A 25,786-nucleotide genomic window follows, 5' to 3' on the forward strand; every position below is an offset into this window, starting at 1 on the left:
TCCAGCCTTCCGGCGGGAAGCCGCCCCGACCCCGCACGCCGGCGTCCCGATAAGGCAGTCTTGTCCCCGTGCCTGAACCCACGAACGCCCCTCACCCGCACACCGCGACCCTGAAGCGCCTCGAACAGTCCTCCGGGCGGCTCGCCGCCAACGCCATTGCCCGCATGGACGAGACGCTGCCGTGGTACCGGGCGATGCCGCCCGAGAACCGGTCGTGGATCGGTCTGGTCGCCCAGGCCGGCATCGCCGCGTTCACGGAGTGGTTCCGGCACCCCGAGACGCCCCAGGCGATCTCGACGGACGTCTTCGGCACGGCCCCGCGCGAGCTGACCCGGGCGATCACGCTCCGGCAGACCGTGGAGATGGTCCGCACCACCATCGAGGTCATGGAGGCGGCGATCGACGAGGTCGCCGCGCCCGGCGACGCCTCGGTGCTCCGCGAGGCACTCCTCGTCTACGCCCGGGAGATCGCCTTCGCCACCGCCCAGGTGTACGCCCAGGCCGCCGAGGCCCGGGGCGCCTGGGACGCCCGCCTGGAGTCGCTCGTCGTGAACGCGGTGCTGTCCGGCGAGGCCGACGAGGGCGCCGTCTCGCGGGCCGCGGCGCTCGGCTGGAACTCCCCCGAGCACGTCTGCGTGGTCCTCGGCACCGCCCCGGACGGCGACAGCGAACTGACCGTGGAGGCGATCCGCAGGGCCGCCCGGCACGCCAAGCTCCAGGTCCTGACGGGCGTCCTCGGCGACCGGCTCGTGGTCATCGCCGGCGGCAACGACAACCCGCTCGCTGTGGCGAAGGCCCTGATCGGGCCCTACGCGGCGGGTCCCGTGGTGGCCGGGCCCGTGGTGCCCGACCTGCTGGCGGCGACCCGCTCCGCGCAGGCCGCGGCCGCGGGACTCAAGGCATGCTCGGCGTGGCAGGACGCTCCGCGCCCCGTTCTGGCGGACGATCTCCTTCCGGAGCGGGCGATCGCCTCGGATCCCTCGGCGCGCGAGCAGCTGGTGGAGGAGATCTACAGACCGCTGGAGGAAGCCGGCTCGGCGCTCCTCGAAACTCTGAGTGTCTATCTGGAGCAGGCCAGCAGCCTGGAGGGCGCCGCACGCATGCTCTTCGTCCACCCGAACACCGTGCGCTACCGGCTCCGACGTGTGACCGACGTCACCGGCTGGTCACCCTCCGACGTCCGATCCGCCTTCACGCTGAGGATCGCGCTGATCCTCGGGCGCTTGGCCGACGCGGATCCGCAGTCCTAGACTTTTGTCGAACACCAACAATTCCCCCGACGGTTCTTCGTCCCTGTCCTCACGGGCGTTCGGAGCCGTCCCCAAGAGAGAGTGTGAGGGTGCTCGTACTCGTCGCTCCCGGCCAAGGCGCCCAGACGCCCGGCTTCCTGACTCCCTGGCTCGAACTCCCCGGTGCCGCCGACCGCGTCGCGGCCTGGTCCGACGCCATCGGGCTCGACCTCGCCCACTACGGCACGAAGGCGGACGCGGACGAGATCCGCGACACCGCCGTGGCCCAGCCGCTGCTCGTCGCGGCCGGCCTGCTGTCCGCCGCCGCCCTCGGTGACGTCGCCCCCGGCGCGGTCGCCGGACACAGCGTCGGCGAGATCACCGCGGCCGCCTTCGCGGGCGTCCTCGACGACACCGCCGCCCTGCGTCTCGTACGCACCCGGGGTCTGGCGATGGCCGAGGCCGCCGCGATCACCGCGACCGGCATGTCGGCGCTGCTCGGCGGCGACCCCGAGGTGACCGTCCCGCACCTGGAGAAGCTCGGCCTGACCCCGGCCAACGTGAACGGCGCCGGCCAGATCGTGGCCGCCGGCACGCTGGAGCAGCTGGCCGCCCTGGAGGCGGACAAGCCCGCGGGCGTCCGCCGGGTCGTCCCGCTCAAGGTCGCCGGTGCCTTCCACACCCACCACATGGGTCCCGCGGTGGAGAAGCTGCGGCAGGCGGCCGCCGAGCTGTCCCCGGCCGACCCGACCGTGACGTACGTCTCCAACAAGGACGGCCGGACCGTCGCCACCGGCGCCGAGGTCCTCGACCGCCTGGTCGGCCAGGTCGCCAACCCGGTCCGCTGGGACCTCTGCATGGAAACGTTCCAGCAGCTGGGCGCCACGGCGCTCGTCGAGGTCTGCCCCGGCGGCACCCTGACCGGAATCGCCAAGCGGGCCCTGCCGGGCGTGGCCACCGTCGCCCTCAAGACCCCCGACGACCTGGACGCGGCCCGTACGCTCATCGCCGAGCACGCGGCCGTCTGACCAAGGAGTGTCGAGAAGCATGTCGAAGATCAAGCCCAGCAAGGGCGCCCCGTACGCACGGATCCTGGGTGTCGGCGGCTACCGCCCCACCCGGGTCGTGCCGAACGAGGTGATCCTCGAGAAGATCGACTCGTCCGACGAGTGGATCCGCTCGCGCTCCGGCATCGCCACGCGCCACTGGGCCTCCCCGGAGGAGACCGTCACCGCGATGTCGGTGGAGGCGTCCGGCAAGGCCATCGCCGACGCCGGGATCTCCCCGGAGCAGATCGGCGCGGTCGTGGTGTCGACGGTCTCGCACTTCAAGCAGACCCCGGCCGTCGCCACCGAGATCGCCGACAAGATCGGCGCGGGCAAGCCGGCCGCGTTCGACATCTCCGCGGGCTGCGCGGGCTTCGGCTACGGCCTGACGCTCGCCAAGGGCATGATCGTCGAGGGCTCGGCCGAGTACGTTCTCGTCATCGGCGTCGAGCGGCTCAGCGACCTGACCGACCTGGAGGACCGTGCCACGGCCTTCCTGTTCGGCGACGGCGCGGGCGCCGTGGTCGTCGGCCCGTCCGACGAGCCGCACATCGGCCCCACGGTCTGGGGTTCCGAGGGCGACAAGTCCGAGACGATCAAGCAGACCGTGCCGTGGAACGAGTTCACCGTCGGCGACGTCTCGAAGCTGCCGCTGAACGAGGCCGGCGAGGTCAAGTTCCCGGCCATCACCCAGGAGGGCCAGGCGGTCTTCCGCTGGGCCGTCTTCGAGATGGCCAAGGTCGCCCAGCAGGCCCTGGACGCCGCCGGCATCGCTCCGGACGACCTGGACGTCTTCATCCCGCACCAGGCGAACATGCGGATCATCGACTCGATGGTGAAGACCCTCAAGCTGCCGGAGCACGTCACGGTCGCCCGTGACGTTGAGACCACCGGCAACACCTCGGCCGCCTCGATCCCGCTCGCGATGGAGCGGCTCCTGGCGACCGGTCAGGCGAAGAGCGGCGACACCGCGCTCGTCATCGGCTTCGGGGCGGGTCTCGTCTTCGCAGCGACGGTCGTTACCCTCCCCTAGGCACTCGGATCTTTCCGAAAACCCCCGTACCCGAAGTAATCGCAAGAAGGAGCGCCACTATGGCTCACACCCAGGACGAGATCGTCAAGGGCCTCGCCGAGATCGTCAACGAGATCGCCGGCATCCCGGTCGAGGACGTCCAGCTGGACAAGTCCTTCACCGACGACCTGGACGTCGACTCGCTGTCCATGGTCGAGGTCGTCGTCGCCGCCGAGGAGCGCTTCGACGTCAAGATCCCCGACGAGGACGTCAAGAACCTCAAGACCGTGGGCGACGCTGTCGACTACATCCTGAAGAACCAGGACGGCGGCATCTCCAAGGGCTGACCCCGCCCTCGTTGACCCGGCCAGCCACCCGGCGGTGGCGCCGTATCCCGACCATCACACACATGGAGAACGAATTCCTGTGAGCTCGACCCATCGCACCGTGGTCGTCACCGGTATCGGCGCAACGACACCGCTGGGTGGCGACTCCGCATCGACCTGGGAAGGTCTGATCGCGGGACGTTCCGGCGTCAAGCCCCTGGAGGGCGAGCGCTTCGCCGAACTGCCCGTCCAGATCGCCGCGACGGCCGCCGTCGACCCCGGCGACGTGCTGCCCCGCCCGCTCGCCCGCAAGCTGGACCGCTCGGCGCAGTTCGCGCTGATCGCGGCCCGCGAGGCGTGGGCCGACGCGGGCTACACCGCGCCCGCCGGCGAGGACGGGAGCGTCGCGCCCGAGCGCCTCGGCTCCGTCATCGCCTCCGGCATCGGCGGTGTCACCACCCTGCTCGACCAGTACGACGTGCTGAAGGAGAAGGGCGTCCGCCGCGTCTCCCCGCACACCGTGCCCATGCTCATGCCCAACAGCCCCTCCGCCAACGTGGGTCTGGAGGTGAACGCCCGCGCGGGCGTCCACACCCCCGTCTCCGCGTGCGCGTCGGGCGCCGAGGCGATCGGCTACGCCGTCGAGATGATCCGCACCGGCCGGGCCGACGTGGTCGTGGCCGGCGGCACCGAGGCCGCGATCCACCCGCTGCCGATCGCCGCCTTCGCCAACATGATGGCGATGTCGAAGAACAACGACGAGCCCCTGAAGGCCTCGCGTCCGTACGACACCGAGCGCGACGGCTTCGTGCTCGGCGAGGGCGCCGGCGTCGTGATCCTGGAGTCCGAGGAGCACGCGAAGGCCCGCGGCGCCCGCGTCTACTGCGAGGTGCTCGGCCAGGGCCTGTCGGCCGACAGCCACCACATCGCGCAGCCCGAGCCGACCGGCCGGGGCATCGCCACCGCGCTGCAGAACCTGCTGGACGCGACGGACCTGAAGCCCTCCGAGGTCGTCCACCTCAACGCCCACGCCACGTCGACCCCGCAGGGTGACGTCGCCGAGATCAAGGCGCTGCGTAAGGTCCTGGGCGACGACCTGGACCACGTCGCCGTCTCCGCGACGAAGTCGATGACCGGTCACCTCCTCGGCGGCGCCGGCGGCATCGAGACCGTCGCGACGGTCCTGGCGCTCCACCACCGCCTCGCCCCGCCGACGATCAACGTCGACCAGCTGGACCCGGAGGTCGACGCCGACATCGTCCGCGACGAGCCCCGCGAGCTCCCGCAGGGCACGATCGCCGCGATCAACAACAGTTTTGGCTTCGGCGGCCACAACGTGGTCCTGGCGTTCCGCACGGTCTGACGCCACCCGAACACACCGGGGCCCGCTCCCTCACGGGGGCGGGCCCCGGCGTTTCCCGTCGCGACGCCCGCCACCAGCACACGGGGGGCCGTTTCGTGGCGGTTCCCCGGGGTCAGCGCAGGGCGAAGGCCGCGCAGCGGTGCGAGGGACGCACGAAGAAGAGGTCAACAGTTTCGGCTTCGGCGGCCACAACGTGGTCCCGGCCTTCCGCACGGTCTGACGCCACCCGAACGCACCGAGGCCCGCTCCCACCACGCGGGCGGGCCCCGGCGTTTCCCGTCGCGACGCCCGCTACCAGCACACGGGGGCCTCGGCCACGCCGGCCGGACGGAGTCCGGCACAGCGTCCCGAAGCCCGCGCAGCGGTGCGAGGGACGCACGAGGAAGAGGTCAACAGTTTTGGCTTCGGCGGCCACAACGTGGTCCCGGCCTTCCGCACGGTCTGACGCCACCCGAACGCACCGGGGCCCGCTCCCTCACGGGGGCGGGCCCCGGCGTTTCCCGTCGCGACGCCCGCCACCAGCACACGGGGGGCCGTTTCGTGGCGGTTCCCCGGGGTCAGCGCAGGGCGAAGGCCGCCGGTTCCGTCTGCATCAGGAGTTGGTTGAGGACGACGTGGCCGCCGGGGACCGCGTGGAGCTGGGACTCGTGGGAGATGTCCACGGTCTTGCCGGTGTGGGCGACGAGGCGCTGCCGGACGCGGCCCGTGGCGCGGTCGAGCAGCGCGACGGCGCCGGAGCGCTCGTTCTCCAGGACGCCGATGCGGCCGTCGGGTTCCGCCGTGAGCGCCAGCGTCTGGTGCTCCAGCGTCCGGGACCACACCGTGCGGCCGTCCTTCAGCGAATGGGCGACGACCGTGTCCGGGACGATCTCGTCCCGCTCCGCGAGGGTGACCAGGAGGTCGCCGAGGACGAGGGGCCGGGAGAAGAAGCCCATGCCGTCGCCGACGCCCGCGCCCGCGGAGAGCACGCCCGCGGGGCCGGTCAGCGGCACGGAGACCGTGGGCGCCCCCTTGGCGTCGAAGGCGAGGAAGGCGTGGGTGCCGCGGGCGTCGGCCTCGTCGACGGCGATCACGGCCGGGGTGACCGAGACGACCGTCGCCAACGCCTTGGACTCGACGGCGAGGTCACGGGTCCACCGCTGGGCGCCGGTACGGGTGTCGAGGGCGACGATCCTGGCCGCCTCGCCGCACTGCTCCACGACGAGCGTGCGGGCGGCGTCCGCGTCGAGGGCCCGGACCACGCAGGCGGCGGGCAGCGCCCGCTCCCAGAGCCGGTCCCCGGTGTCGGCGGCACGGGCGCGTACGGCTCCGTCCTCCGCGACGACCGCGCTCGCGCCGCCCACCGCGAGGCCGCGGGCGACGAGGCCCGCGCCGCCGAGGGTCCGCTTCCACAGGACCGTGCCGTCGGAGACGCGGACGGCGAGCAGGGTCGCGCAGGGCTTGTCGTGCCGGCCGTGCGCGACGAGGCCGACGCCCTCGCCGATCCCGGGGGACATGGCGCAGAGCGCCTCGCGCCGGGGGGCGGGCACGCTCCAGCGGACGGCGCCGTCGGCGGAGCCGTACGCGAAGAGTCCGTCGATCCGGCCGTGCGCGACGGTGGCGCCGAGGCCCCAGGAGCCGACCCCCTCGTCGTAGACCTGCCCGGCGGGCGGGATCGTCCAGGGGACGGCCGGGCGGGTGTCGGGGGACGCGGAGGAGGAGCCGGGCTTCGCGGGGGCGCCGCCCTGCGCGGTGCCGTCGTCGTCTCCGCCCGCCACGGCCCAGATGCCGCCCGCGAGGAGGGCGAGGACCCACACCGCTGCGGCGGCCACGAGCGACCCGCGACCCGCGCCGCCGACCGGCCCGGGACCGGCGTCCTCGTCCGTCTTGGCGGTACGGGACGGCGGGGCGTCCGTGGCAGCGCCCCGCGCGGAGCCGCCGCGCCGGGCGGCCGCAAGGAGCGTGGCGCCGAGGGCCGCGAGGACCAGGGCGCCGACGAGGGCGGCCCCGCCGGTGGGCCAGGCCCCGGCGACGGCGCCGGACACGGCGAAGACGGCGGCCGCTCCGAAGGCGGCGCCGGAAAGGATCGCGGCGGCCGTCGAGGGCCGCCCGCGCTCTGGTGTCACGTCTCTCCCGCCCGGCGCGCCCCCTGCCCGCCCGGGTGGAATCTACCCGCGTCAGACCACCTGGTGCAGCCAGCGGACGGGGGCGCCCTCGCCGGCGTACCGGAAGGGCTCCAGCTCGTCGTCCCACGGCTTGCCGAGCAGCTTGGCGATCTCCGCCTCCAGCTGCGTCTCGCCCTGCGCGGAGCGGGCGAGCGCGGCGCGCAGCCGGTCCTCGGGGATCAGGATGTCCCCGTGCATGCCGGTGACGGCGTGGAAGATGCCGAGTTCGGGGGTGGCGCTGTAGCGCTCGCCCTCGGCGGTGGGGCAGGGTTCCGCGGTGACCTCGAAGCGGAGCATCTGCCAGCCGCGGAGGGCGGAGGCGAGTTTGGAGGCGGTGCCGGTCTGGCCCTGCCAGGAGAACTCGGCTCTCCAGGTGCCGGGGGACGCCGGCTGACGGATCCAGTCGAGCTGGACCCTCGCACCGAGGACACCCGCCACCGCCCATTCGACGTGCGGGCACAGCGCGCGCGGTGCGGAGTGAACGTACAGAACTCCACGTGTCGTCACCGGGACCTCCAGTGTGGGACGAGGTTCGCCTTTCCCAGCGGCCTCAGTAAACAGCATCAGGAGTAAAACTCCGCAAAAGGGACAGCATGTGACGTGATGTAATTTACCGGAGCCGGTCGGCAAAGGTGCCTCTGGTTCGACGGGGGAAAAGCTACCGTGCCGCGCCGTCATCGGGGTGACGTACGGTCGGTCCGGGGACGGGTGAACACGAACCTTTCACCCACCAGGACGCCGAAGGAGGGGCCGGGGGATGCGCGGCCGACACCGTTTCCGTACCGCCGTGGCCGCGTGGGCCGCCGGACTGCTCACCGTGGGGGCGCTCTCGGGGTGCACCGCGGCCGGGCCCGGGACGGCGGCGCCGAGGCCGAGCGCCACCCCCGCCCCGACGCCGCCGCCGTGGGACGTCTCCCCCTCCTCCGTGGCCGCCGTCGGCGACTCCATCACCCGTGCCTTCGACGCCTGCGGCATCCTCTCCGACTGCCCCCAGGCCTCCTGGGCGACCGGCACGGACGCCGCCGTCAACAGCCTGGCGCGGCGGCTCCTCGGGCCCGAGGCCGTGACCACCCGCAGCTGGAACCTGGCGCGGACGGGCGCGCGGATGGCGGAGCTTCCGGAGCAGATGGCGCGGGCCGCGGCCGCGGGGCCGGAGTTGGTGACGGTGATGATGGGCGCCAACGACGCCTGCCGGGACAGCCCCGCCCTGATGACCCCGGTCGAGGACTTCCGGTTCTCCTTCGAGACGGCGCTCGCCGGGCTGCGGAAGGCGGCGCCGAAGACGCAGGTGTACGTGTCGAGCGTGCCGGATCTGCGGCGGCTCTGGTCGACGGGGCGGACGAACCCGATGGGCCGGCAGGTGTGGAAGCTGGGCGTGTGCGCCGCGATGCTGGCCGATCCGGAGGACCTGAGCCCGGCGGCGGAGCGGCGCCGTACGGCGGTGCGCGAGCGGGTGGTGGCGTACAACGCGGTGCTGCGGGACGTGTGCGCGAAGGACGCGCGCTGCCGGTACGACGACGGGGCGGTCTTCGCGTTCCGCTTCGACGAGGCGCAGCTCAGCCCGTGGGACTGGTTCCATCCGAGCCGGAACGGGCAGGCGCGGCTCGCTGAGCTGGCGTACCGGCGGATCACGGCGGAGTAGCGGTCCCCCCGGGCTCGCCCCCGGGGCCCCGGGGGCGGCTGTCAGGGGCCGCCCCCGGGGCGGTCTGCGGGGGTCACACCTCCAGGGTGGCGGTCAGCCGGACGTCCGCGAGGGAGTGCGCGACGAGGACCTCGTACGTGCCGGGGACGAAGGTCCAGCCGTGCTTCTCCTCGTCCCAGATCTCGAAGGCGCGGCGCGGCAGTTCGAGGGTGGTCCCGACGGTCTCGCCGGGCCCGGCGGGGACGCTCGCGAAGGCGGCGAGCAGGCGGGCCGGGCGCTCGGCGGTGTCCGCGACCGGGGCGAGGTAGACCTGGACGGTCTCGCGGCCGGGCCGGTCGCCGGTGTTGGTGAGCCGGACGGTGACGGCGTGCGGGGTGGCGTCGAGGGAGTCGTACGACCAGGTGGTGTAGCCGAGGCCGTGGCCGAAGGGGTACGCGGGGACGGCGCCGGCCCTGTCCCAGGCGCGGTAGCCGACGTAGAGGCCCTCGTCGTAGGCGAGCCGGCCGCCGGCGGGGGTGACCTCGGTGACGGGGGCGTCGGCGAGGGTGCCGGGCCAGGTGGTGGGGAGGCGGCCGCCGGGTTCCTCGGCGCCGGTGAGGACGTCGGCGAGCGCGGCGCCGCCCTCCTGGCCGGGGAACCAGCCGAGCAGGACCGCGGCGACGTCCTCGCGCCACGGCATCTCCACGGGGGAACCGGCGTTGACGACGACGACGGTGTTCGGGTTGGCGGCGGCCACGGCGCGGACGAGGTCGTCCTGGCGGCCGGGGAGGGCGAGGTCCGTGCGGTCGAAGCCCTCGGACTCGACGCGTTCGGTGGTGGCGACGACCACGACGGCGGTGTCGGCGGCGCGGGCGGCCCGCGCCGCTTCGGCGATCAGTTCGTCGGGGTCACGGCGGGGACCGAGGTGGACGAAGGAGAACATGACGGCGGGGAGGGGGGCCGCGAACTCCTTGTCGAGGGTGTGGAGGAGGGAGATCTCGACGGTCTCCCCCGCGGTGAGCGCGACCCGGCCGCGCTCGACGGGCGAGCCGAAGAAGGCCTCGAAGGGGTCGGTCTCGGGGCCCATGGTCTGGACGCCCTCGAAGAGGGTCGTCCCGGCGACGGTGAGGGTGTAGGCGCCGAGGCCGCGGGTGCCGAAGGCGTGTTCCCCCGACTCGCGCGGGGTGAAGGTCCCGACGACCTCGACGGAGGCGAGGGTGTCGTGGGTGACGCCCTCGGGCAGGTCGTCGCCGATCCACTGGACCTGGCCGTTGGGGAGGCTGCCCTCGCCGAGGAGGCGGCCCTCGGCGTCGCGGCAGCGGGCGCGGAGGGTGAAGCCCTGGTCGGCGGGGGCGAGTTCGTCGCTGGGGTCGGCGCCGACGGTGAAGGTCAGCGCCCCGTCGGGCAGGGCGGCGGTGAGGCCGTCGAGCGGGGAGACGACGTGGTCGGGGAAGACCTGGGCCGAGCCGCCGCCGAGGACCCGGGCGTCGCGGGCGGCGGCGCCGGAGAGGGCGACGCTCGCGCCGGGGGCGAGGGGCAGGGCGCCGTTCTCGTTCCGTACGAGGACGAAGCCGCGGCGGGCGATCTCGCGGGCGAGGGCGTCGCCGTCGATCGGGGCGGGCGGTTCGGTGACGACCGGCGGGGCGCCGTCGAGGGCGCCGACGCGGGCGGCGAGCCGCAGGACGTGGCGCACGGCGGTGTCGACCGCCGACTCGGCGACCTCGCCGGCGCGGACGGCGGCGGCGAGGGCCTCGCCGTACACGGTGACGGGACCGGGCATGGCGACGTCGAGGCCGCCCGTGATGCCGCCGGTGGTGGAGCGGGCGGCCATCCAGTCCGAGACGTTGACGCCGTCGAAGCCCCACTCGCCGCGCAGGACCTCGTGGACGAGCTCGTGGTGCTCGGTCATGGTCACGCCGTTGACCTGGTTGTAGGCGGTCATGATGCCCCAGGGGCGGGCGTGGGTGACGATCGCCTCGAAGGGGGCGAGGTAGAGCTCGCGCAGGGGGCGCGGGGCGATGCGGTTGTCGACGGTGAAGCGGTCGGTCTCGGCGTCGTTGCCGACGAAGTGCTTCACGGTGGTGCCGACGCCGCCGTCCTGGACGCCCAGGACGTAGCCGGTGCCGATGGCGCCGGTGAGGAGGGGGTCCTCGCTGTAGGCCTCGAAGTGGCGGCCGCCGAGCGGCGTGCGGTGCAGGTTGACCGTGGGGGCGAGGAGGACGTCGACGCCCTTGCGGCGGGCCTCCTGGGCGAGGAGGCGGCCGGCCCTGCGGGCGAGTCCGGGGTCCCAGGAGGCGGCGAGCGCGGTGGGGGACGGCAGGGCGACGGACGGGTCGTCGGCGGTCCAGCGGACGCCGCGGACGCCGACGGGTCCGTCGGACATCACGATCGACCGCAGGCCGATCTCCGGGAGCGCGGGCAGGGACCACATGTCCTGGCCGGCGAGCAGCCGGGTCTTGGCGTCGAGGCGGAGCGCGGCGAGCGCCGCCTCGACGACGGCGTTCCTGGCCCGCTCCTGATCGGCGTCGGAGTCTGTTGCGAGCCGCGCCCCGGTCTCCGGACCGTGCTCCGCTCCGTGCTCCGCACCGTGTGCCGCCATGGTCGTACCTCCTCGTTGACGTACTCCTGACCCCGATGGGCGTCATGGTGCCCACACCTACCGGTAGATCGGTAGGTGACGTTACTGTTTCGTGATGACATCATGGCGTACGGTCGCGGAGGCGAGGACTTGCCGGAAGGAGTCGGGGCGATGGTGCGGGCCAGGAGCGAGGAGCGCCGTGCGGAAATCCTGCGCGCCACCCTGGAGGTGATCGCCGAGCGCGGTTACCGGGGCGCGACGCTCGGCGCGGTCGCGGAGCGGGTGGGCCTGACCCAGCAGGGGCTGCTGCACTACTTCCCGACGAAGGAGGCGCTGCTCGTCGCCGTCCTGGACGAGCGCGACCGCTGGGACACGAGCGGCGCGCGGGACAGCGAGGGGTGGCGGCTCGACCTGCTGGAGTCGCTCGTCGAGTACAACGCGATGCGGCGCGGGATCGTGCAGACGTTCTCGGCGCTGCTCGGCGAGAGCGTGACGGACGGGCACCCGGCGCGGGAGTTCTTCACCGAGCGGTACGCGCAGGTGCGGGCGAACATGGCACGGGTGCTGCGCCTGGAGTTCGGCGAGCGGCTGCCGGGCGGTCTGACTCCCGAGCGGGCCGCCCCGCTCCTGACCGCCGTGATGGACGGTTTGCAGTACCAGTGGCTCCTGGACCCGACGGCGGTGGACATGCCGACCGCCTTCCGCGACTTCCTGCGCCTGCTGGCGGGGCCGGGGCGGTCGGACCGCGTCGGGGAGTCGGGCGGGCCCGGGGAGACGGCCGACGTCTAGGTCGTTCCTGTCTGACCGGGGCCGCCGGGGGAGACGGCCGAGGGGCTGCGAGCATGGGCCCATGATGATCGCCGCCGCACAGTTCGCCCCGGTCGCCGGGGACGTCGACGCCAATGTCCGTACCGTCGCGGGAATCGTCCGGGACGCCGGGGCCGCCGGGGCCCGGGTCGTGGTCTTCGCGGAGCTGTCGCTCACCGGCTACGACACGGCGTTGATCCGGTCGCGTCCGGAGCTGGTCCTCACCGAGGACGACGCCCGTCTCGAACCGGTCCGCGCGGCCTGCCGGTCCGCCGGGGTGGCGGCGGTCGTCAACGGGCCGGTGCGGGGCGCCGGTTCGCTGCCCGGCCTGACCTCGCTGGTGATCGGCCCGGACGGCTCCCTGCTCGCCCGCTACGACAAGCGGCACCTGTACCACGGGCACGAGCAGGACACCTTCGCGGCGGGCACGACGGACGGCCGGTTCGCGCTCGACGGGGTCCGGTTCGCGCTCGCGACCTGCTACGACAACCGGTTCCCCGAGCTCGCCGAGCGGGCCGCCGCCGACGGCTGCTCGGTCTACCTGGCCAGTTCGATGCTGGAGGCCGACAACGACTCGTACGAGACGGTGTATCCGGTACGGGCCCGGGACTTCGGTCTGTTCGTGGCGCTCGGCAACTCGCTCGGGCCGAGCGAGGTGGGCGAGGGCGGCGGCAGGGCCGGCGTCTGGGGCCCGGACGGCGGGCGCCTCGCGGACGCGGGCCCGGAGAAGCCGGGGTTCGTGCTCGCCGAGGCCGGCTGAGCCCGTACGACGAGGCGACGCGAGCCCGGCCCGATCCGTAGGAGACGGACCGGACCGGGGTGTTCCCGCCGGGTGCGAAGGGGAGCGCCCGGCGCGAGGAGGCGACGCGCTTCAGTCGTAGGACAGGTCGCCGGCCGAGTAGCGGCAGGTGGTGCCGTCAGGGCCGGTGCCGATCTCCTTGGGCTCCTTGCCGGTGTCGTTGCCGGTGAAGCGGGTGCACGGCTTGATCTTCTTCTTGGCGTCGCCGTGGACGCGGACGTTGCGCAGGCTCGCCGTGTCGCCGTAGTTGGCGTTGACCCCGACGATCGACTTCCCGGGGACGGTGATGTCGACGTCGTTGATGATGATCGTCCGGGCGTACTGCTTGCCGCAGTTGCCGCAGGAGCGGACCAGCTTGCCGAAGTCGGCGACCTGGAACTTGGTGACGACGAGCTTGCCCGCGCCGTTGAACTGGAAGACCTTGTCGGAGGCGCCCTTGGCGCCGCCGCCGTGGACGGAGTGGACGGCCGTCTTTGAGGTGCCCTTGAAGGTGGCGGCGTCCTCGCCGACGTTCTCCCACCAGACGTTCTGGAGGGTGCAGCTGCCCAGGCAGTGGACGCCGTCGGCGGCCGGGGTGCCGATGATCACGTTCTTGAGGACGGCGCCGTCCTTGAGGACGAAGACCGGCTTCTGGCTCTCGTCCTGGCCGTCGGAACCGAGTTCACCGGTGCCGGTGAAGCGCTTGAGCCTGCCGTCGTAGGTGCCGGAGACCTCGATGGTCGTGGGGACCGACCGGGCGCCCTTCGCCTGCGGCCAGGCCGGGGCCGCCGGGGCGGCGCCCGCCGGGGAGAGGAGGCCGGTGGCGAGGATCGCGCCGCCGGTGACGGCGAGCGCGCCGACGCCTCCGACGATCGCCCGGCGCAGGCCCTTCTTCCGCTTGTGTGCAGTCATCGCGTTCTTTCTTCAGTGGGGGAGGTGGTGCACCTCCTGGTTGCCACCGGAAGCGAAAGGGTTGCCGCGTTCTTGATCGATTTTCTCGCCGTGGCCGTCGGCGGGCTCGCCGCGCAGGTCACGGACCATCAGGGTGGCTCCGGCGACCGCGCCCGGCATGAGGAACACGGCGACGAAGGGGACGAGGAAGGAGAGCGTCAGCGGCACGCCGAAGCCGAGGACGGCCAGCCGGCGCCCGCGCAGCAGGGCCAGCCGCTCCTTGAGCTCGACGCCCCGGCGCTGGAGGGCGACGGAGGTGAGCTCCTGGGCGAGGAAGAAGCCGGAGACGCAGAAGCCGACGACGGGGACGACGGTCTGGCCGACGACCGGGACGAAGCCGCAGGCGAAGAGCAGCACGCCGAAGAACGCGACCCGGAGCAGAATGCGCAGGCTGTCGCGGGCGGAGATCCACAGTTCGCGCCAGAGCGGCAGCCCGGACTCGGGTACCTCGCCGCCCTGGGAGCGGTCGACCTCCTCGGAGAGCGACTCGTAGAAGGGCTGGCCGACGAGGAGGGTCACGGCGGTGAAGGTGATGACGGCGAGGAAGAGGCCGAAGCCGAAGACCAGGGCGGTGAGGGCGCCCCGGAAGACACCCTGCCAGGGAGTGCCCCAGTCGTCGGCGAAGGGGGTGGCCCAGGCGGCCAGGTCGTCGGCGCCGTAACCGAGGCCGACGAGCGCGCCCGCGTACAGGACGAGGGTGACGAGTCCGGGCAGCAGCCCGAATCCGAACCACCGTCCGTGCCGGCCGACCCACTTCTGGCCCTTGACCAGGTAACCGAAACCCACCCCGAGATCGCGCATGGAACCAGCCTAACGGGGCCGGTCCGACCCCGGCACGGGTGAGGGCCGCACCCCGGTCGGTCGGGGTGCGGCCCTCACTCAGTGTGCGCGACCGGGGCTCAGACCGCGAGCTCGACCGTGATGTTGCCGCGGGTCGCCTTGGAGTACGGGCAGACCTGGTGGGCCTTCTCGATCAGGCTCTTGGCGGTCTCGGCGTCCACGTTCGGGATGGTCGCCGAGATCTTCACGATGATGCCGAAGCCGTCGTCGTTCTTGCCGATGCCGACCTCGGCGGTGACCGTCGAGCCCGAGACGTCGGCGTTCTCGTTGCGGGCGACGACGCCGAGGGCGCCCTGGAAGCAGGCGCTGTAGCCGGCCGCGAAGAGCTGCTCGGGGTTGGTGCCCTCGCCGGACCCGCCCATGGCCTTGGGCGGGTTGACGACGACGTCGAGCCGGCCGTCGTCCGTGGCGACCCGGCCGTCACGGCCGTTCTCGGCGGTGGCGACGGCGGTGTAGAGGACGTCGGTGTGCTGGATGGACATGCGGGGTCTTCCTTCTTCGGTTCGCCGCGACTCGCGCCCACGATCGCGACGGCTGAGGGAAGACTAACGGGTCGTCGATACGATCATCTTGCCGGTGTTCTCGCCGCGGAGCATTCCGAGGAAGGCCTCCACGCCGTTCTCGATGCCCTCGGCGAAGGTCTCGCGGTACTTCAGCTCGCCGGAGCGCAGCCAGCCGCCGACCTCCTGGACGAACTGCTGCTGGAGGCCGTAGTGGTCGCCGACCAGGACGCCCTGGAGGCGGAGGCGCTTGCCGATGATCATCGCCATGTTGCGCGGGCCGGGGACCGGCTCCGTGTCGTTGTACTGCGCGATCATGCCGCAGATGGCGGCGCGGCCGTGCACGTTGAGCGAGGAGATCGCGGCTTCGAGGTGGTCGCCGCCGACGTTGTCGAAGTAGACGTCGATGCCGTCCGGGGCGGCCGCGCGGAGCTGGTCCTTGACCGGGCCGTTCTTGTAGTTGAAGGCGGCGTCGAAGCCGAGCTCCTCGACGAGGAACTTCACCTTCTCGTCGGAGCCCGCGGAGCCGATGACGCGCGAGGCGCCCCTGAGCTTCGCGAGCTGGCCGACCTGGCTGCCGACGGCACCGGCGGCGCCGGAGACGAAGACGGCGTCGCCCTCCTTGAAGGAGGCGGTCTCGAAGAGGCCCGCGTAGGCGGTGAGGCCGGTCATGCCGAGCACGCCGAGGTACGTGGAGAGGGGGGCGAGCTCCGGGTCGACCTTGGTGGCGTGCTGGGCGGGCACGTCCGCGTACTCGCGCCAGCCGAGGCCGTGCAGGACGTGGTCGCCGACGGCGAAGCCCTCGGCGTTGGAGGCGACGACCTCGCCGACCGCGCCGCCGTCCATGGGGTGGTCGAGCTTGAACGGCGGTATGTACGACTTCACGTCGTTCATGCGTCCGCGCATGTACGGATCGACCGAGAAGTGGAGGTTGCGCACGAGGACGCGGCCCTCGGCGGGCTCGGCGACGGGCACCTCGCGCAGGGCGAAGTCCGAGGCGACGGGCCAGCCGTGCGGACGGGAAACGAGGTGCCACTCGCGGCTGGTCGCGGGAAGTGCGGACATCTGTACGGCCTCCTGGAAAACTACTTCACTACCTGAAACAACCATGCGCCTGGATATTTCATGTTGTCAAGCTTCTGGCTAGAATGAGTCCCATGGCCACCCCACGCACGGACCCCCTGACCCTCGAAGTCGTCGAACTGATCGGCACGGTCGTGGCGCGCTACCACGAGGAGTACGAGGAGGCCGCGGCCACGCACGCCCTCACCGGCGCCCAGGCCCGCGTGCTCGGCCTGCTCACCCTGGAGCCGACGCCGATGCGGAAGATCGCCGAGAAGCTGCGCTGCGAGCCGTCGAACGTGACGGGGATCATCGACCGCCTGGAGTCCCGGGGCCTGGTCGAGCGCCGCCCCGACCCCGCCGACCGCCGGGTCAAGCTCGCCGCCCCCACCGAACAGGGCCGCGACACGGCCCGCCGGCTGCGCGACTCCCTGCACTTCGCCCGCGAACCGCTCGGCGAACTCACCGACGTCGAGCGCACCCTGCTGCGCGACCTGCTGAGGCGGATGCTGGGCGAGGCCGCCAAGTAGCGAGACGCCCCCTAGACGCACCACCAGAGGAAGCGGGTGCACTCCGACGCGGAGGGGCTCGGGGTGGGCGTGGGGGCGGGGGTCGCCGACGTGGGACCCGACGACGGGGTCCCGGACGGGCTGCCGTCCGGCGCCGGGGCGGTCGGGGAGGACGTCGGGGTGGGCGAGCCCGACGCCGACGGGGTGGCCGACGGGCTGGGCGTGACGGCCGGGACGGGCGGCGCGGAGGAGTCCGCCGGGGACGGCGCGCCCGTGCCGGGCGCCGAGACCTGCGCGGTCCCCTCCCCCGTACCCGGGTGGGCGTCCGTGCTCACCTGGCGCGGGCGCGTGGCCTCGGCGCTCGGGGACTCCGTCACCGCGGAGGGCTCCCCGCCCTCCGGCTGCGCGGTCGGCGCGGGGGGCTCGGGCGCCGGCGGTTCCTCGGGGGCGTCCAGCTCCTCCACGGCCGTGGCCGCGCCGCGCTCGTCGGGCTCCGCGAGGGCCAGCCGGACCACGCCCAGGGTCCCGGCGGCGAGCACGAGCCCGACCGCGCCCACCAGGGCGGTGCGGCCCCCGCCCCGCCTCCGGCGCGCACCGGAGCGGCCCGCCGCGCGTCGGCCACCCCCTGTGGCGCCGCGCGGAGGGACCACGACATCCAGCTCGTAGACGTGCTCGGGCGCGAGGGCGTCGGAGGACTCCCCGGCCTCGACGGAGCCGGCGGACCCGGTGGGCTCCGCGGGCTCGGTGGCGCGGGGGGCGGCGACAGCGCCGGGGGCGTCGGCCGGGCCCGCGGCCCACGGTGCGTACGCATCGGGCGCGTCGGGCGCGGCGTACGCGTCCTGCGTGCCGTACGCGGGCGGAGCGCCGTACGCCGATGGGGTGCCGTACGCGTCCTGCGTGCCGTACGCGGGCGGAGCGCCGTACGCCGATGGGGTGCCGTACGCGTCCTGCGTGCCGTAGGCGGGCGGGGTGTCGTACGAGGCCGGGGCGCGGTACGCCTCCTGCGCGGCGTACACGGGCGGCGCGGCGTACACGGTCTCCTGGACCGGTGCCGCGAACTGGTGGGGGATGCGCTGCCGCAGTTCCTCGACAGGGGTCCCGCACCCGGCGCAGGCGAGGGCCCCGTTGAGATGCCGCCGGCACGCGTGGCAGTAGTCCATGGGCCCCGCAGGCTACGTCGCCCGACGCGGCCCCAGCGAGTCGAGGACGTGAGGATCCTGTGAGGAATCCGCAGGTCGTCGACGGTCCGCCGTGATTCTCCCGCTTCGGGAAGGAACGTTCACGCGCCGTCGGGAACCACTCGGACCCGGAACCGTACGGCCCCGGGCGGCGCATCCCAACGCGCGCCGGGCCCCGGGCGGTCGCACGATGCGAACAGGACCGCGCATCAGAACCGCGAACGCGAACACCTCGCCCGTGTCAGCACCGCACTCCGGAGGATCCGCCGTGACCGTCAGCCTGGAACAGCTGCGCCGTTGCCATGTCGCCGTCGACCTGGGCGCCGCCCGCACCCGGGTCTTCGTCAAGGGCGCCGGACTCGTCGTCGACGAGCCGAGCGTCGCCGCCGTCAACACCCGCACCGGGGCGCTCATCGCCGTCGGCGCGCTCGCCGAGAAGATGACGGGCCGCACCCCGGACTACATCCGGGTCGTCCGCCCCGTCTCCGGCGGCACCGTCGTCGACATCGAGATGGCCCAGCGGATGCTCCGTCACCTGCTCGGCGAGAAGCTCCGCCGGCAGCTGCGCCGCAAGCCCCGGCTCCGCGCCGCCGCCTGCACCCCGCACGACAGCGACCCGCTGGCCCAGCGCGCCGCCGTGGAGACTCTCGTGGGGCTCGGGGCGCGCCGGGTGGAGCTGGTCGACACCCTGATCGCGGCGGCCGTCGGCTGCGGTCTGCCCGTGGAGCAGCCGACCGCCACCATGATCCTGGTGTGCGGCGCGGCGACGACCCAGGTCGCGGTGCTCTCGCTGGGCGCGATCGTCACCGCCGAGCGGATGCCGGTCGGCGGCGACGCCATCGACCACGCCGTCATCCAGCACCTGCGCCACCACCACGAGCTGATGCTGCCGAGCCAGTCGGTGCGCCCGCTCCAACTGGCGCTGAGCGGAAACGGCCTGACGCTCCAGGGGCCGAGCTCCACCGAGATCCACGGCCGGGACGTCGCCACCGGCCTGGCCCGCTCGGTGACCGTCGACACCGCCGCCGTGCGGGACGCGATCCACACTCCGCTGACGGCCGTCCTCGACGGCATCGGCAAGGTGCTGCGCGACTGCCCGCCGGACCTCGTGGCCGATCTGGCCGACCGCGGCATCATGATGGTCGGCGGCAGCGCCCTGCTGCCCGGCCTCGACCAGATGCTGCGCGAGGCGACGGGAATGCCGGTGCACATCGCCGAACGGCCGGACGTCTGCGCCGTCATGGGCCTGGGCGCGATGCTGGAGGGCAAGGTCCAGCCGATGGTGCTCGACCCGCTGACCGAGCGCGACCCCCTCTCCGACGACGCCTGAACCGGAGCATACGCCCGATTCGTACGACAATGAGACCATGGCGATCATGGACCAGGACGAGGGCGCGGACAAGGACGTGGACACGGACGGGGTCGTGGACACGGACGGGGTCGTGGACACGGACGGGGCGGGTGACGGGGCCGACGAGCCCCGCCTGCCCCAGCTGCTCGAAGCGGTCCTGGGCGTCGGCACCGACCTCGAACTCCGGACCACTCTCCAGCACATCGTGGACTCCGCGACCGAGCTGACCGGAGCCCGCTACGGGGCGCTCGGGGTCGTCGACCCCGAGCGCCGCCGGCTCACCGACCTGTTCACCTCCGGCATGACGGACCAGGAGCGGTCCCGCATCGGCCGCCTCCCCGACGGCCGCACGGGGCTGCTCGGCGCGCTGATCCGGGACCCTCGGCCGCTGCGGCTCGACGACCTGACGGCCGATCCGCGCTCGTCCGGCGTCCCCGAGGGCCATCCGGAGATGCGGACCTTCCTGGGCGTGCCCATCCGGGTGCACACCGAGGTGTTCGGGAACCTCTACCTCACCGAGAAGGGCGACGGCGCCTTCACCGAGGAGGACCTCGCCCTGCTGCGGGTCCTCGCCTCCCAGGCCGGCATCGCCATCGGCAACGCCCGGCTGTACGAGACGGCCCGTCAGCGGGAGCGCTGGATCGAGGGGGCGGCGGCGGTGACGACCGCCCTGCTGACCGGGGCGTCCGCCGAGAACGCGCTGATGACCGTGGCCGAGCGGGCCCGCATCCTCGCCGGCGCCTCGGCCGGGGTGGTCCTCCAGCCCACGCCCGAGGGCGGGATGGAGATCGTCACCGCCTCGACCACCGACGACCCGGGCGACCTGATCGGCACCGCCATCGCGCCGGGCTCCCCCGTCCTCGTCCAGCTCCTCGGCGGTGAACCCGTGTTCGTCGAGGACTCGGCGACCGACCCGCGCATGACGACCCCGGTCAGGTCCCGGTTCGGTCCGTCGATGATGCTGCCGCTGCAGAGCGGCGGGAAGCTCATCGGCACCCTCGCCCTGCCCCGGCGCCGCGGGGACGCCCCGTACACGGCGGTGGACCGGCTGCTCGCCTCCCAGTTCGCCTCGCAGGCGGCCCTCGCGCTGGTCCTCGCCGACGCCCGGCACGACCGGGAGCGGCTCGCGGTCCTCGAGGACCGGGACCGGATCGCCCGCGACCTGCACGACCTGGTCGTGCAGCGGCTCTTCGCCACCGAGATGATGCTGGAGTCGACGCGGCGCCGGGCCGCGGACGCGTCCGAGGAGAGCGCGCTGCTCGGCCGGGCGGTGGACGAGCTGGACTCGACGATCCAGGAGGTCCGTACGACGATCTTCGCCCTGCAGCAACCGCCCGCCGACGCGCCGGCCACCTTCCGGGGGCGGGTGCTGCGGGAGACGGGCGGGGCGGCGGCCCTCCTCGGCTTCCAGCCGTCGGTGCACTTCTCCGGCGCGGTGGACACGCTCGTCGACGAGGAGACGGCCGACAAGCTGCTCGCCGTGCTGCGCGGCGCGCTCGCGGCGGCCCATCGAAGGCCGGGCGTCGGCGCGGTCACGGTGGAGGTCGGCGTCGGAGCGGCGGGCAGGAGCGGCGTCGGACCCGGAAGCGGAACCGAAGACGCCACCGACGGCGGAACCGAAGACGGCACCGGCGGAGACGGCGGGGGCGGCTGGCTGCGGGTCGCGGACGACGGCACTCCCCCGGCGACGGTGACCTGGCCGTAGCTGTCGTCGCGCCGCCCGGATCCCGCCCCCCTGACGGAGCAGTCCGGCGCGCAGCACCGGGGCCCCCGACCTTGACTGGGGGCGTGGACACCGACACCAAGCCCCCGTCGACGGCGGCCTACCGCAACCTCGCGATGGCCACCATCGGCTTCACGCTCACCTTCTGGGCGTGGGACCTCATCGCACCGATCGCGAGCTGGTACGGCGAGCGGCTGAACCTCAGCTCCTTCCAGCAGTCGCTGCTCGTCGCCGTCCCCGTCCTGGTCGGCTCGGTGGGCCGGATCCCGGCCGGAGCGCTGACCGACAAGTACGGCGCGAAGCTGATGTTCCCGCTCGTGTCGGCGCTGACGATCATCCCGGTGCTCCTGCTGATCGTGGTCAAGGACAGCTACGGCCTGATGCTGGTCGTCGGCTTCCTCCTGGGCCTCGGCGGGACGACGTTCGCGATCGGCATCCCCCTCGTCAACTCCTGGTTCCCGCCCGCCAAACGCGGCCTCGCGCTCGGCGTGTTCGGCATGGGCATGGGCGGTGTGGCGCTCTCGGGCTACTTCACGCCCCGGATCGCGAAGCACGGCGAGAACCTGCCGTTCGTCGTCGTCGCCGTCGCCCTCGCCGTGTACGCGGTGCTCGCCTCGTTCCTCATCACCGACCGGCCCGACCGGCCGGTGCCCACCGCCTCCCTCGCGACCCGGCTCGGCTCGGCCGGGAGGCTGCGGGTGACGTGGGAGCTGTCGGCGCTGTACGCGATCGGCTTCGGCGGCATCGTCGCCTTCGGCGTCTACCTGCCGACGTACCTGAAGACCTGGTACGGCCTCGATCCCACCGACGCGGGCACCAAGGCGGCGGGCTTCGCCCTCGTCACGGTGGTCTTCCGGCCGATCGGCGGCTGGCTCTCGGACCGGGTGCACCCGGCGGTCGTGACCTCCTGTGCGCTCGGGTTCGTCGCCCTCCTCGCGATCGTCCAGGCCTTCGACCCGAAGCTGGACCCGGTCGGCACGATCGCGCTGCTCTGCATGGCGGCCGGCCTCGGCACGGCGAGCGGCTCGGTCTTCGCGCTGGTCTCGCAGGTGACCCCGCAGGCGCAGGTGGGTTCCGTCACCGGCATCGTCGGCGCCATGGGCGGCCTCGGCGGCTTCGTCCCGCCGCTGGTGATGGGCGCGATCTACAGCGCCAAGGACTCGTACTCGATCGGCTTCATGCTCCTGTCCGACCTGGCGCTCGCGGGCTGTGTGTACGCGTACGGGCGGATGCGCACGATCCGGCAGGGCGGCGACGAGCCGGCCCCGGACGACGCGACGAAGGTCCCGGCCGCACGGCCCTGACATCCCGACCACCCCGGCCGCCCCGGCCGCCCCGGCCACGCCCGGCGCCCCGGCCGCACGGCCCTGACACCCCGGCCACCCCGGCAGAATGCCTCCGGCAACCCTCGCTCCGACGACCCGAGGAGTACGACCGGTGAGTGCGCTCTTCCCGGCCCTTGCGGGCCCCTCCGAACGGCCCGCGCTCCGCTGCGGCCCCGACGCCCTCACGTACGGGGAGCTGGCGCGGGCCGCCGACGCCCTCGCCGTACGCGTCGCCGACGCCGTACGGGAGGCCGGGGGCGCCGGGCGGGTCGCCGTCTGGGCCACGCCGACCGCCCGCACGGCGGTCGCGGTGGTGGCGGCCCTCCTCGCGGGCGTGCCCGCCGTACCGCTCAACCCGCGCACGGGCGAGCGGGAGCTGGCCCACATCCTCGGGGACAGTGCCCCGGGCGCGGTGCTCGCGGGTCCGGCGGACGAACTCCCGGCGGGACTCGCGGGGGTGCGCCGGATCGACGTCGACCTGGGCAGCGGGACGGACCCGGCTCCCACCGGTGCGCCCGCTTCCCCCACCGGTGCGCCCGCTTCCCCCACCGGTCCGGCCGCCGTCGAACCCGACGACCCCGAGGCGACCGCCCTGGTCGTCTACACCTCCGGCACCACCGGCCCGCCGAAGGGCGTCCTTCTCTCCCGGCGGGCCGTCGCCGCGTCCCTCGACGCGCTGGCCGACGCCTGGTCGTGGACGGCGGACGACGTCCTCGTGCACGCACTGCCGCTGTTCCACGTCCACGGGCTGGTACTCGGCGTCCTGGGCCCCCTGCGGCGCGGCGGCGAACTCCGCCACCTGCGCTCCTTCTCCGTGGAGGCCGTCACGCGGGAGCTCGGGAGCGGCGGCACGATGCTGTTCGGCGTACCGACGATGTACCACCGGCTCGCGGACGCCCTCCCCCACGATCCGGCGCTCGTCGACGCCCTGGCCGGCGCGCGGCTGCTCGTCTCCGGTTCGGCGGCGCTCCCGGTCCACGACCACGAGAGGATCGCGGCGGCGACGGGCCGGACGGTGGTGGAGCGGTACGGGATGACCGAGACGCTCATGAACACGAGCGTGCGGCCGGGCGACGGGCCGCGCCCCGGGAGCGTGGGGACGCCGCTCGCGGGCGTGGAGCTGCGGCTCGTGGACGAGGACGGCGCGGTGCTCGCCGCGCGCGACGGGGAGACGGTCGGCGAGGTGCAGGTGCGCGGCCCGAACCTCTTCTCCGGGTATCTGAACCGGCCGGAGGCGACGGCGGCGGCCTTCGACGGCGGCTGGTTCCGCACCGGGGACGTGGCGGTCCTGGACGGGGACGGCGCGGTGCGGCTGGTGGGCCGCAGGGCGACCGACCTGATCAAGAGCGGCGGCTACAAGATCGGGGCGGGCGAGATCGAGAACGCCCTCCTGGACCACCCGGGGGTGCGGGAGGCGGCCGTGACCGGCGAGCCCGATCCGGACCTGGGCGAGCGGATCGTGGCCTGGGTGGTGCCGGCGGACGCCTCGGCGCCGCCTGCGGAGGCGCAGCTCGCGGACCACGTGGCCCGGCTGCTCGCCCCGCACAAGCGGCCCCGGGTGGTGCGGCTCCTCGACGCACTCCCCCGCAACGACATGGGGAAGGTCCTGAAGAAGGCGCTGCCGGGCGCGGGGTGAGCGGGCGGGGTCCGTTACGGCGTCGGGTTCAGCGCGTCGTACCGGCGGAAGTTCCGGGCGTAGAGGGCGAGGAGGCCGATCGCGAGGACGCAGGCGAGGCCGCCGCCCGTGACGGCCACGGTCGGCGAGGTCAGATCGGCGACCGAGCCCGCCAGGAAGTCCCCGAGCCGGGGGCCGCCCGCGACGACCACGATGAAGACGCCCTGGAGCCGGCCGCGCATCTCGTCCGGCGCGGCGACCTGCATCATCGTGTTGCGGAAGATCATCGATGCGGTGTCGGCGTAGCCGGCGAGGGCGAGCAGCAGCAGTCCCAGCCACAGGTTCCGGGTGAGCCCGAAAGCGGCGATGGCGGTGCCCCAGCAGGCGACGGAGACGAGGATCGCCTGCCCGTGGTGGCGGATGCGGCTCTGCCAGCCGGACAGCACGCCGCCGAGCAGGGCCCCGAACGCGGGCGCGGCGACGAGGAGTCCGGTGGTCTTCGCGTCGCCGCCGAACCACAGCACGGCGATCGCGGGGAACAGGGCGCGCGGGTGGGCGAGGATCATCGCGCAGAAGTCGGAGAGGAACGTCATGCGCAGGTTGGGGCGGGTGGCGAGGAACCGCAGTCCGTCGAGGACGGAGGCCCGCTTGGTCCCGGTGCGGTCCGGCAGCATCGAGGGCAGCCGCCACATCGCGTACAGGCTCGCGGAGAAGGCGAGGGCGTCGATCAGGTACGCGGTCTGGTAGCCGGCCAGGCCGACGATCAGGCCGCCGAGGCTGGGGCCGACGAGCGTGCCGAAGGTCATGACCATCGAGTTGAGGGCGTTGGCGGCGCGCAGCTGCTCGGCCGGCAGGAGCCGGGGGATCATGGACGTGCGGGCGGGCGAGTTGAGCGCGGCGCACACGGCCTGGAGCGCCACGATCCCGTACAGGAACCAGACGCGGTGGAAGCCCGCGAAGGCGGCGGCCGCCAGGGCGGCGGAGAGCACGGCGGAACCCGCGGCACTGGCGAGGCCCAGCTTGCGGCGGTCGACGGTGTCGGCGACGGCGCCGCCGTACAGGCCGAAGACGACGAGCGGGACGAGGGAGAAGAGGCCGACGAGCCCGACGGAGAACGGCGAGCCGGTGATGTCGTACACCTGGAGGGAGATGGCCAGGGTCGTCATGCCCTGCCCGACCCAGGAGATGGTGCTCCCGAACCAGAGGCGGCGGTAGTGGGCGGAGGTCCGCAGCGGGGTCAGGTCGGCGAGGAGCCTGCGGCGGGGCGGCTCCTGCTCCTCGGCCCCTTCCCTCCCCCGCTTCTCGGTGGCGGTCACGCGGCGCCGGTCCGGACCTCGTCCGCGGCGGGGGCGGGAGCGGGGGCGGGGTGCGTGAGGTCGTACCGCAGCTCGGGGCGGTCCCAGTGGATCCGCCCGGCGGCCCGGACGGTGCCGACCCGCCGCGCGCCGGTGCGGAGGTAGAACTCCTCGGCGGGCGGGTGCGCCACGACCCGCACCCCGTCCAGCCCGGCGGCCCTGGCCTGCTCGGTCATGTGGACCATCAGCGCCCGGCCGATGCCGAGGCCCTGCGCGGAGTCGGCGACGAAGGCCAGGTCGAGTTCGGCCTCGTCGGCGAGGAGGGCGTAGAACCCGAGCACGAGGCCGTCCGCGTCGACGGCGACGTGGACGAGGTGGTGCTCGATGTACGGGCCGCCGACACGGTACCCCTCGACCATGGCGGCGTAGTCGCCCCGGTAGGCGGCGGACTTCCGGACGAGCCGGGTGAGCCGCGGGGCGTCTTCGGCGGTGGCGCGCCGGACGGTGATCTCGGACATGGGGCGAGTATAGGG

Annotated in this window: 23 protein-coding genes; 13 read left to right on the forward strand and 10 right to left on the reverse strand. The window is 73.6% G+C overall.

Features of this window, described 5'->3' with window-relative positions:
• Positions 1 to 68 precede the first annotated feature (68 nt).
• The 5 genes from fasR to fabF all read left to right on the forward strand — a co-directional run bounded on the left by fasR (position 69) and on the right by fabF (position 4,976).
• A complete protein-coding gene (fasR, locus tag ACWDVG_RS00235) occupies positions 69 to 1,250 on the forward strand; it encodes a fatty acid biosynthesis transcriptional regulator FasR (RefSeq protein ID WP_451694630.1) in 1,182 nt (393 codons plus the stop codon).
• Positions 1,251 to 1,339: 89 nt separating this feature from the next.
• A complete protein-coding gene (locus tag ACWDVG_RS00240; RefSeq protein ID WP_451694632.1) occupies positions 1,340 to 2,257 on the forward strand; it encodes an ACP S-malonyltransferase in 918 nt (305 codons plus the stop codon).
• Positions 2,258 to 2,276: 19 nt separating this feature from the next.
• A complete protein-coding gene (locus ACWDVG_RS00245) occupies positions 2,277 to 3,308 on the forward strand; it encodes a beta-ketoacyl-ACP synthase 3 (protein ID WP_451694634.1) in 1,032 nt (343 codons plus the stop codon).
• A gap of 59 nt (positions 3,309 to 3,367) precedes the next feature.
• Positions 3,368 to 3,634: an acyl carrier protein gene (locus ACWDVG_RS00250; RefSeq protein WP_451694636.1), complete on the forward strand. Its 267-nt coding sequence runs from the start codon at positions 3,368 to 3,370 to the stop codon at positions 3,632 to 3,634.
• A 79-nt stretch (positions 3,635 to 3,713) separates the two neighbouring features.
• Entirely contained in the window at positions 3,714 to 4,976 is a 1,263-nt protein-coding gene (gene fabF, locus ACWDVG_RS00255) for a beta-ketoacyl-ACP synthase II (RefSeq protein ID WP_451694638.1), read from the forward strand.
• 557 nt (positions 4,977 to 5,533) lie between these two features.
• Here fabF and ACWDVG_RS00260 read toward each other — a convergent pair.
• Both ACWDVG_RS00260 and ACWDVG_RS00265 read right to left on the reverse strand, forming a co-directional pair.
• Entirely contained in the window at positions 5,534 to 7,081 is a 1,548-nt protein-coding gene (locus ACWDVG_RS00260) for an outer membrane protein assembly factor BamB family protein (protein ID WP_451694640.1), read from the reverse strand.
• 51 nt (positions 7,082 to 7,132) lie between these two features.
• Positions 7,133 to 7,627, reverse strand: a complete 495-nt coding sequence (locus ACWDVG_RS00265) for a DUF3145 domain-containing protein (protein ID WP_365717224.1) — start codon at positions 7,625 to 7,627, stop codon at positions 7,133 to 7,135.
• Between the two features lie 250 nt (positions 7,628 to 7,877).
• On the opposite strand from ACWDVG_RS00265, the gene ACWDVG_RS00270 reads away from it, so the two are divergent.
• On the forward strand, positions 7,878 to 8,762 hold the full coding sequence (locus ACWDVG_RS00270) for an SGNH/GDSL hydrolase family protein (protein WP_451694642.1): 885 nt from the start codon (positions 7,878 to 7,880) through the stop codon (positions 8,760 to 8,762).
• A 73-nt stretch (positions 8,763 to 8,835) separates the two neighbouring features.
• Here ACWDVG_RS00270 and ACWDVG_RS00275 read toward each other — a convergent pair whose 3' ends face one another.
• On the reverse strand, positions 8,836 to 11,340 hold the full coding sequence (locus ACWDVG_RS00275) for a beta-glucosidase (protein ID WP_451694644.1): 2,505 nt from the start codon (positions 11,338 to 11,340) through the stop codon (positions 8,836 to 8,838).
• 150 nt (positions 11,341 to 11,490) lie between these two features.
• Between ACWDVG_RS00275 and ACWDVG_RS00280 the strand changes: the two genes are divergently transcribed.
• Positions 11,491 to 12,108: a TetR/AcrR family transcriptional regulator gene (locus ACWDVG_RS00280; RefSeq protein WP_451694646.1), complete on the forward strand. Its 618-nt coding sequence runs from the start codon at positions 11,491 to 11,493 to the stop codon at positions 12,106 to 12,108.
• A gap of 61 nt (positions 12,109 to 12,169) precedes the next feature.
• Positions 12,170 to 12,886: a carbon-nitrogen hydrolase family protein gene (locus ACWDVG_RS00285; RefSeq protein ID WP_451694648.1), complete on the forward strand. Its 717-nt coding sequence runs from the start codon at positions 12,170 to 12,172 to the stop codon at positions 12,884 to 12,886.
• Positions 12,887 to 12,997: 111 nt separating this feature from the next.
• Here the strand turns inward: ACWDVG_RS00285 and ACWDVG_RS00290 are convergent, their stop codons facing one another.
• From ACWDVG_RS00290 to ACWDVG_RS00305, 4 genes are all read right to left on the reverse strand, one after another.
• Positions 12,998 to 13,816, reverse strand: coding sequence for a pectate lyase (locus ACWDVG_RS00290; protein ID WP_451694650.1), 819 nt, complete (start codon positions 13,814 to 13,816; stop codon positions 12,998 to 13,000).
• A gap of 12 nt (positions 13,817 to 13,828) precedes the next feature.
• Positions 13,829 to 14,656 carry an EI24 domain-containing protein gene (locus tag ACWDVG_RS00295; protein WP_451694652.1) on the reverse strand — a complete coding sequence of 276 codons (828 nt, stop codon included), beginning with the start codon at positions 14,654 to 14,656 and terminating at the stop codon, positions 13,829 to 13,831.
• Positions 14,657 to 14,754: 98 nt separating this feature from the next.
• Positions 14,755 to 15,177 (reverse strand): organic hydroperoxide resistance protein, encoded by a 423-nt coding sequence (locus ACWDVG_RS00300; protein WP_451694654.1) that lies wholly within the window; start codon positions 15,175 to 15,177, stop codon positions 14,755 to 14,757.
• Positions 15,178 to 15,240: 63 nt separating this feature from the next.
• Entirely contained in the window at positions 15,241 to 16,260 is a 1,020-nt protein-coding gene (locus tag ACWDVG_RS00305; RefSeq protein WP_451694656.1) for an NADP-dependent oxidoreductase, read from the reverse strand.
• Positions 16,261 to 16,352: 92 nt separating this feature from the next.
• Between ACWDVG_RS00305 and ACWDVG_RS00310 the strand changes: the two genes are divergently transcribed.
• The gene (locus ACWDVG_RS00310) at positions 16,353 to 16,787 is read left to right on the forward strand and encodes a MarR family winged helix-turn-helix transcriptional regulator (RefSeq protein WP_451694658.1); all 435 of its coding nucleotides are present in this window, start codon (positions 16,353 to 16,355) and stop codon (positions 16,785 to 16,787) included.
• A gap of 11 nt (positions 16,788 to 16,798) precedes the next feature.
• On the opposite strand, the gene ACWDVG_RS00315 is transcribed toward ACWDVG_RS00310, so the two are convergent.
• Positions 16,799 to 17,926, reverse strand: coding sequence for an SCO2400 family protein (locus tag ACWDVG_RS00315; RefSeq protein WP_451694660.1), 1,128 nt, complete (start codon positions 17,924 to 17,926; stop codon positions 16,799 to 16,801).
• Between the two features lie 286 nt (positions 17,927 to 18,212).
• Between ACWDVG_RS00315 and mreB the strand changes: the two genes are divergently transcribed.
• The 4 genes from mreB to ACWDVG_RS00335 all read left to right on the forward strand — a co-directional run bounded on the left by mreB (position 18,213) and on the right by ACWDVG_RS00335 (position 23,979).
• Positions 18,213 to 19,274 carry a rod shape-determining protein MreB gene (mreB, locus tag ACWDVG_RS00320; RefSeq protein ID WP_451694662.1) on the forward strand — a complete coding sequence of 354 codons (1,062 nt, stop codon included), beginning with the start codon at positions 18,213 to 18,215 and terminating at the stop codon, positions 19,272 to 19,274.
• Positions 19,275 to 19,311: 37 nt separating this feature from the next.
• A complete protein-coding gene (locus ACWDVG_RS00325) occupies positions 19,312 to 21,000 on the forward strand; it encodes a GAF domain-containing sensor histidine kinase (protein WP_451694664.1) in 1,689 nt (562 codons plus the stop codon).
• A gap of 134 nt (positions 21,001 to 21,134) precedes the next feature.
• On the forward strand, positions 21,135 to 22,322 hold the full coding sequence (locus ACWDVG_RS00330; RefSeq protein WP_451695092.1) for an MFS transporter: 1,188 nt from the start codon (positions 21,135 to 21,137) through the stop codon (positions 22,320 to 22,322).
• A gap of 133 nt (positions 22,323 to 22,455) precedes the next feature.
• Positions 22,456 to 23,979, forward strand: coding sequence for an acyl-CoA synthetase (locus tag ACWDVG_RS00335; RefSeq protein ID WP_451694666.1), 1,524 nt, complete (start codon positions 22,456 to 22,458; stop codon positions 23,977 to 23,979).
• A gap of 14 nt (positions 23,980 to 23,993) precedes the next feature.
• Here the strand turns inward: ACWDVG_RS00335 and ACWDVG_RS00340 are convergent, their stop codons facing one another.
• On the reverse strand, positions 23,994 to 25,274 hold the full coding sequence (locus ACWDVG_RS00340) for an MFS transporter (RefSeq protein WP_451694668.1): 1,281 nt from the start codon (positions 25,272 to 25,274) through the stop codon (positions 23,994 to 23,996).
• Positions 25,271 to 25,771 (reverse strand): GNAT family N-acetyltransferase, encoded by a 501-nt coding sequence (locus ACWDVG_RS00345; RefSeq protein WP_451694669.1) that lies wholly within the window; start codon positions 25,769 to 25,771, stop codon positions 25,271 to 25,273. The genes ACWDVG_RS00340 and ACWDVG_RS00345 overlap by 4 nt, the downstream gene beginning before the upstream one ends.
• Positions 25,772 to 25,786: the final 15 nt, after the last annotated feature.

The organism is Streptomyces sp. NPDC003327 (assembly GCF_053589515.1).